We start from the raw sequence: 6,543 nt of genomic DNA on the forward strand, positions 1-6,543 counted from the left end.
GTGGCTGCGCTGCCGGTCCTGCCTAGGTAGCCCACCTGGTCGCCGGCGTCGGTGTCGGGTCGATCATTCAGGTCGGGTCCACAAGGTCGATGATCGAGGGCCCTGCCGCCCCGAGGATCTTATTACTCCTAGTTGGAGCCTACTCTTCGTAATCTGTCGGTCACTATTCACGATCTGACGGATTTTCGACAGAAAAGGGCATTCATCATAGAGATTTCCGTTAATAGTGGTAATTGTCGATCCGAGTGGATGGCGGGCTTGCCTGGCTCAGCGCAGGCCGACCGCCTGCGCGCTGGCCTGCCAGAGCCGGGTCGCCAGCGCCGGATCGGCGGCGTGCGGGCGGGGTTCGCGCAGCTCGCGGTCGGCGTAGTAGCCGCCGTTGGTCAGCGCGCCCGGGGCCTGGTGGGCGAGCCACACCAGCGTTTCCGCACCCTTGGCCGGCGTCCGCATGAACCAGGCCAGTTTCATGCCGAAGGCGACCAGCCGGCTGTCGTTGGCGAACCGGGTACGCACCGCGCCCGGGTGGTACGAGACCGAGACCAGATCCGGCCAGCGCCGCGCGGCCTCGGCGGCGCACAGGATGTTCGCCTGCTTGCTGGTCCCGTACGCCCGCATCGCGCGATAGTCGCGCAGGGCGGCGGAGAGGTCGTCCGGATCCAGCTCACCCCACCGGTGCGCGCCGGAGGCGGTGGTCACGATCCGGTCGACCCGGTCCCGCAGCAGGCCGCTGAGCAGGAACGGCGCGAGATGGTTGGCCTGCATGGTCAGCTCGAACCCGTCCACCGTGGTCACCGGGCGGGGACTGACCGCACCGGCGTTGTTGGCCAGCACGTCGATCCGGTCATAGCGGGCGCGCAGTTGCGCGGCGAGCCGCCGTACGTCGTCGAGCACCGCGAAGTCGGCCCGGAACTCGGCCGGCCGGATGCCGCTCGCGTCGCGTACCTGGTCGGCGGCGGCGGTCAGCCGGGCCGGATGCCGCCCGACCAGGACGACCTCGTCACCACGACTCGCCAGTTCGGTGGCGGCGGCCAGGCCGATGCCCGAGGTGGCACCGGTGATCACCACTCGCAGACCGGTGCGCCGGTCGGCGGTCGGCGGGGCGGGCGATGTCGGCCCGGTGACATCTTCGACAGGTCGCTCCTCGCCGGTCATGGCGCGAGGTTACCGTGTGGTCACAAGGATTGTCGTGATCGTCCCGCCCGCTGAGCGTCGGCTGCGGGGCGGTGGAAGGAGCCCCCGATGGCCGCAGCTGGCCGCCCCCGCCGGTCCTGTCTCGCAGTGCCCGGATCGAGCGTCAAGATGCTCGGCAAGGCCCAGGGACTCCCCGCCGACCAGGTGTTCCTCGATCTGGAGGACGCGGTCGCACCACTGGCCAAGCCGGAGGCGCGGCGCAACGTCGTCGCCGCGCTCAACGAGGGCGACTGGGGCGGCAAGATCCGAGCCGTACGCGTCAACGACCTCGGCACACCGTGGACGTACCGGGACGTGGTCGACGTGGTCGAGGGGGCGGGCGCCAACCTGGACTGCGTGATGCTGCCGAAGGTGCAGAACGCCAGCCACGTCGAGTGGCTGGACCTCACTCTCGGGCAGATCGAGCGCGCCATCGGGCTGCCGGTCGGCGGGATCGGCATCGAGGTCCAGATCGAGAACGCGGCCGGTCTGGTCAACGTCGACAGCATCGCCGCCGCGTCGCCCCGGGTCGAGACGATCATCTTCGGCCCGGCCGACTTCATGGCCTCGATCAACATGCGGTCGATGGCGGTCGGGGCGCTCATCCCGGAGTACCCCGGCGACCCGTACCACTACATCCTGATGCGACTGCTGATGGCCGCCCGCACCCACGACCGGCAGGCGATCGACGGCCCGTACCTGCAGATCAGGGACGTGGACGCGTTCCGTGAGTCGGCCCGTCGCTCGGCCGCGCTCGGCTTCGACGGCAAGTGGGTGCTGCACCCCGGCCAGATCGAGGCCGCGAACGAGGTCTACGCGCCGTCCCAGCAGGACTACGACCACGCCGAGCTGATCCTCGACGCGTACCAGCACTACACCTCGGCGGCCGGCGGTCGACGCGGGGCGGTGATGCTCGGCGACGAGATGATCGACGAGGCGTCCCGCAAGATGGCGCTGGTCGTGGCGGCGAAGGGCCGGGCGGCCGGGCTGCGCCGTACGTCGACCTTCACCGCGCCGGAATGAGCCAGCCGGCCGGCCCCTTCCGGTGGGGCCGGCCGCAGGCCGGTGGATGCCGGTCAGCCGGCTTTCCTGAAGTCGGTGGGCGACCGACTCGACTCAGTAGGTGACGAACTCGTCCGGGTTCTGGGTCACGTAGACGAGCCCGATGATGATGAGGATGGTGGCGATCACGGCGATGCCGGTCGTGATCCAACCGATGATGATGCCGGCGGTCGCCATCCCGCCACCGCTCTCGCCACGCTCGCGGATCTGCCGCTTGGCGACGTGGCCCAGGATCGCGCCGACGATGCCGAGGTAACCACCGAGGCCGTAGCCGCAGAGCCCGAGCACGGCGACGATCGAGACCACCAGCGAGGCGACCGCCATCCCGTTCTGCGGTGCCGTGGCCGGGTAGCCGTAGCCCGGCGGGTAGCCGGTGGCGGGGTAACCGGCCGGGGCCGGGTAGCCGGGCGGCGCCGGGTAGGCCGCCGCCGGGTCGGCGTACGGGTACGGGGCCGCCGGGTCCGGGCTGCCGGGCTGCTGGTACGCCGTCGCCGGGTCCGGGCCGGGCGGGTAGGGGTACGCCGGACCGCCGGGCGGACCGGCCGGGTACTGGAACGCGGTCGGATCCTGGTACGCGGGCTGGCTCGCCGGATTCTGGTAGGCGGTCGGATCCTGGTAGGTCGGGTTCTGGTACGCGGTCGGATCCGGTGTGCCGGCCGGGGGCTGGTAGGCCGGGCTCTGCGGGCTGTCCGGGGGCTGGCTCGGCCCGGCCGGGGCGTTCCAGTTGCCGGGTTGCTGGGGGTCGCTCATCGGGTCTCTCCGTCTACGCAGGGGATGCGGCAGCCAGGGTAGTGGCAGATCGCCAGTGATATCCGCCCGCTGTCGGTGGGGGTGCCGCGTTGCCCGGATTGACGGGACCGGGCAGGATCGCGGCATGGCATTCGACGCGCGCGCCGGTGAACGTGCCGGCAGCCGACCCCGGCGGGACGCTTCACGTTCCGCGCTGGCCCGCCGTACCCGGACGGTATCGCCGGGCGGCGTCCCGGTCGACGACTCCGACGAACCCACCACCCTGCCCGACACCGAGCCGATCACCCTGCGCCTCGACGGCCGGGTCGCGTTGGTCACCGGTGCCGGCAGTCCGGACGGCATCGGGTACGCCACCGCCCGCCGGCTGCGTGACCTGGGCGCGCGGGTGGCGATCGTGTCGACCACCCGGCGCATCCACGACCGGGCCACCGAGCTCGGCGCGACCGGTTTTGTCGCCGACCTCACCGACGAGTCGGAGGTGGGCGCGCTCGCCGACGCCATCGCCGAGCAGCTCGGCGAGGTGGAGGTGCTGGTCAACAACGCGGGCCTGGCCAGCCGGGCGAGCCCGGAGGTGCTGCGGCCGGTCGCCCAGCTCAGCTACGACGAGTGGCACGGTGAGATCGAGCGGAACCTGACCACCGCGTTCCTGTGCAGCCGGGCGTTCATCGGCGGCATGGCCGAGCGCGGCTGGGGCCGGATCGTCAACCTCGCGGCGACCGCCGGACCGGTGAACGCGCTGCCGACCGAGGCCGCCTACGCCGCGGCCAAGGCCGGGGTGGTGGGCCTGACCCGCGCGCTGGCGATGGAGATGGTCGCCGACGGGGTCACCGTCAACGCGGTGGCGCCGGGCACGATCTACACCGCCGCATCCACCATGGCCGAGCTCAAGCAGGGCCTGGGTACGCCCGTCGGCCGCCCCGGTACGCCGGACGAGGTGGCGGCGGCGATCACCTTCCTCTGCTCCCCGGCGGCCTCGTACATCACGGGTCAGATGCTGGTCGTCGACGGCGGCAACAGCGTCCGGGAGGCGCAGTTCCGGTAGCGCTCAGCCCGACGTGCCGACCCCGTCGTCGCCGCCCCAGATGGCCAGTGCCAGCCAGCCGCAGCAGAAGATCAGGTAGAACGCGGTGAAGATGTAGCTGAGCACCAGGCCGATGGTGGCGAGGCCGTTGCCCTGCTCCCCGGTCTGCCTGATCTGCCTGCGGGCGAGATGGCCCAGCACGATGCCGGCCGGCGGGAAGACGATGGCGAACACCACCGACAGGATCGCCAGTACGTTCGTGCCGGTCGGCGGCCCGTAGCCGGGTGGGTAGCCGCCGGGCTGGCCCCCGTACTGCCCCGGCTGCCCGTACGGGCCGTACTGGCCGGGTTGGCCGTACTGGGCGCCGTACTGGCCGGGTTGGCCGTACTGCTCCGGGGGTGGTTGGCCGTACTGGCCGTACTGCTCGGGTGGGCCGTACTGGCCGGGCTGCTGACCGTACTGCTGCGGCGGTTGGGGCTGGTGGGGATCGGGGTTCTCGCCCGGTGGTGGGTAGCTCATACCAATCGCCCTCCTCGCTCCGGACGCTACTTGACCAGGTAGTCCGTGCGCGGCGGTTGGGTTGACTGGGTGTGCGCCCGGGCGGGTCGCCCGGTCCGGCGAGCCGCTCGATGACACGTCCGGTTCAGGGCAGGAGGCTGAGGTTGCCGTTCGCTCGTTCGATCACCAGGCAGCGGTCCTCGACGTAGTCGATGCCGGCCTCCTCGGCCAGTCGGCGGGACTCGGCCGAGACGATCCCGAGTTGCAGCCAGACCGCCGGGGCGCCGATCGCGATCGCCGCCCGGACCACCTCGACCGCGTCTTGGGCGGGTCGGAACACGTCGACCAGGTCGACCGGGTGCGGGATGTCGGCCAGGGACCGGTAGACCTTCTCCCCGAACAGTTCCTCCGCGACCGGGTTGACCGGGATGATCCGCCAGCCGTACCGCTGCATCTGGAGCGGCACCCGGTGGGCCGCCTTGTTCGGGTCGCGGGCGGCACCGACCACCGCGATCACCCTGGCCTCGGCCAGGATCTGTTGGGCATCTCGCACTCCGCGACTGTAGCTCCGGCGGGTGTCGCCCGGCAGATCCCGGTCGCGGCGACCGGGGCCGGACGGCCGGGGATCGGAGCCGGGGTCGGACGGCTCGGGGATCAGAGCAGGGTGAGCTGTTCGGTGGCGGGCGGCTCGGGCGGTGGCGTCGGCACCTGCCGGGTCTCGCCGGGTTCGGAGCGGAGCAGGCCGTACCGGCGGGCGGCCATCCTGACCCGCGCCACGATCTCGCGCTGGTAGCTCTGCGGCAGGTAGGAGCCGTTGCCGAACAGTTCCCGGTAGCGGGGGACCAGGGTGGGGTGTTCGCGGGCCAGCCAACTCGCGTACCACTCGCGGGCGCCGGGGCGCAGGTGCAGCGGGATCGGCGTGACGCTGACCGCGCCGGCCGAGGCGATGGCGGCGACGGTGGCCTCGATCGAGTCGTCGGTGTCGGTGAGGCCGGGCAGGATCGGTGCCATCAGCACCCCGACCGGGAAGCCGGCGTCGGTCAGCTGCCGGATCGCGTCCAGCCGCCGTCGCGGGCTCGGGGTGCCGGCCTCGACCGTGCGCCAGAGCCCCTCGTCCACGAAACCCACGGAGTACGAGACGCCGACCCGGGTCACCGTGGCGGCCTGCCGGAGCAACGGCAGGTCCCGCAGCAGCAGGGTGCCCTTGGTGAGGATCGAGAACGGGTTGGCGAAGTCGCGCAGTGCCGAGATGATCTGCGGCATCAGTTGGTAGCGCCCCTCGGCCCGCTGGTAGCAGTCGACGTTGGTGCCCATGGCGATGTGGTCGCCCCGCCACCTCGGCGCGGCCAGCTCGCGGCGGACCAGCTCACCGGCGTTGACCTTGACGATCACCTTGCGGTCGAAGTCCTGCCCGGCGTCCAGGTCGAGGTACGTGTGCGTGTTCCGGGCGAAGCAGTAGACGCACCGGTGCGAGCACCCCCGGTACGGGTTGATGGTCCATTCGAACGGTACGCGTGAGGCGCCGGGTACCCGGTTGATAATCGACTTCGCGCGCACCTCGTAGAAGGTCATCCCGGCGAAGCCGGGGGTGTCGAAGGTCCGGGCGACCGCGTCGGGCAGCGCCAGCGGCAAGGGTGGTGCCGTCGGCGCCGCCGGCTCGGTCGTCCCGGCCCCGACCGCCGCGAAGGAGAGGTTTTCCCAGCGCATGGCCCTGATTCGAACACGCGTTCGACTGTCGGTGCAAGTTCGACCCGCCGGGTGCGTCCGGCTCGGCTCAGGCGGGCGGCGGCGCGGTGCTCTCCCGCCGGATCAGTTCCGCCGGTACGTGTTCGACCTGGTGGTGGTGTGCCGGGTCGGGTTCCTGGAGGGCGAGGGTCATGGCGCGGGCGCCCATGTCGGCGAGGGGGAGGCGGACGGTGGTGAGGGTGGGGGTGACGTCGCGGGCGATGGGCATGTCGTCGAAGCCGGTGATGCTGATGTGTTGGGGGACTTTGATGCCTCGGGTGCGTAGGAGGGCGAGGGCGCCGATGGCCATGGTGTCG

The 6,543-nt window shown here is 71.5% G+C and carries 8 protein-coding genes; 2 read left to right on the forward strand and 6 right to left on the reverse strand.

The features are described 5' to 3' along the window. Positions 1 to 267: 267 nt before the first annotated feature. A complete protein-coding gene (locus ACZ6QQ_RS25210) occupies positions 268 to 1,065 on the reverse strand; it encodes an SDR family NAD(P)-dependent oxidoreductase (RefSeq protein WP_465879580.1) in 798 nt (265 codons plus the stop codon). 174 nt (positions 1,066 to 1,239) lie between these two features. Here ACZ6QQ_RS25210 and ACZ6QQ_RS25215 point away from each other — a divergent pair, with 174 nt between their 5' ends. Then, positions 1,240 to 2,193: an HpcH/HpaI aldolase/citrate lyase family protein gene (locus ACZ6QQ_RS25215; protein ID WP_465879543.1), complete on the forward strand. Its 954-nt coding sequence runs from the start codon at positions 1,240 to 1,242 to the stop codon at positions 2,191 to 2,193. Positions 2,194 to 2,286: 93 nt separating this feature from the next. Here ACZ6QQ_RS25215 and ACZ6QQ_RS25220 read toward each other — a convergent pair whose 3' ends face one another. Beyond that, positions 2,287 to 2,982: a DUF4190 domain-containing protein gene (locus ACZ6QQ_RS25220; protein ID WP_465879544.1), complete on the reverse strand. Its 696-nt coding sequence runs from the start codon at positions 2,980 to 2,982 to the stop codon at positions 2,287 to 2,289. A 193-nt stretch (positions 2,983 to 3,175) separates the two neighbouring features. Here ACZ6QQ_RS25220 and ACZ6QQ_RS25225 point away from each other — a divergent pair, with 193 nt between their 5' ends. Continuing rightward, complete coding sequence (locus tag ACZ6QQ_RS25225; RefSeq protein ID WP_465879581.1) at positions 3,176 to 4,024, forward strand: SDR family NAD(P)-dependent oxidoreductase; 849 nt, start codon at positions 3,176 to 3,178, stop codon at positions 4,022 to 4,024. Between the two features lie 3 nt (positions 4,025 to 4,027). Here ACZ6QQ_RS25225 and ACZ6QQ_RS25230 read toward each other — a convergent pair whose 3' ends face one another. From ACZ6QQ_RS25230 to ACZ6QQ_RS25245, 4 genes are all read right to left on the reverse strand, one after another. Beyond that, entirely contained in the window at positions 4,028 to 4,522 is a 495-nt protein-coding gene (locus tag ACZ6QQ_RS25230) for a DUF4190 domain-containing protein (protein WP_465879546.1), read from the reverse strand. A gap of 124 nt (positions 4,523 to 4,646) precedes the next feature. Then, positions 4,647 to 5,054: a CoA-binding protein gene (locus ACZ6QQ_RS25235; RefSeq protein ID WP_465879548.1), complete on the reverse strand. Its 408-nt coding sequence runs from the start codon at positions 5,052 to 5,054 to the stop codon at positions 4,647 to 4,649. Positions 5,055 to 5,155: 101 nt separating this feature from the next. Continuing rightward, a complete protein-coding gene (locus ACZ6QQ_RS25240) occupies positions 5,156 to 6,208 on the reverse strand; it encodes an Rv2578c family radical SAM protein (protein ID WP_465879550.1) in 1,053 nt (350 codons plus the stop codon). 67 nt (positions 6,209 to 6,275) lie between these two features. Further along, positions 6,276 to 6,543, reverse strand: a 268-nt coding sequence (locus ACZ6QQ_RS25245) for a substrate-binding domain-containing protein (RefSeq protein WP_465879551.1), incomplete at its 5' end; no start/stop codon positions are given.

The organism is Micromonospora sp. NPDC049529, from assembly GCF_055586685.1.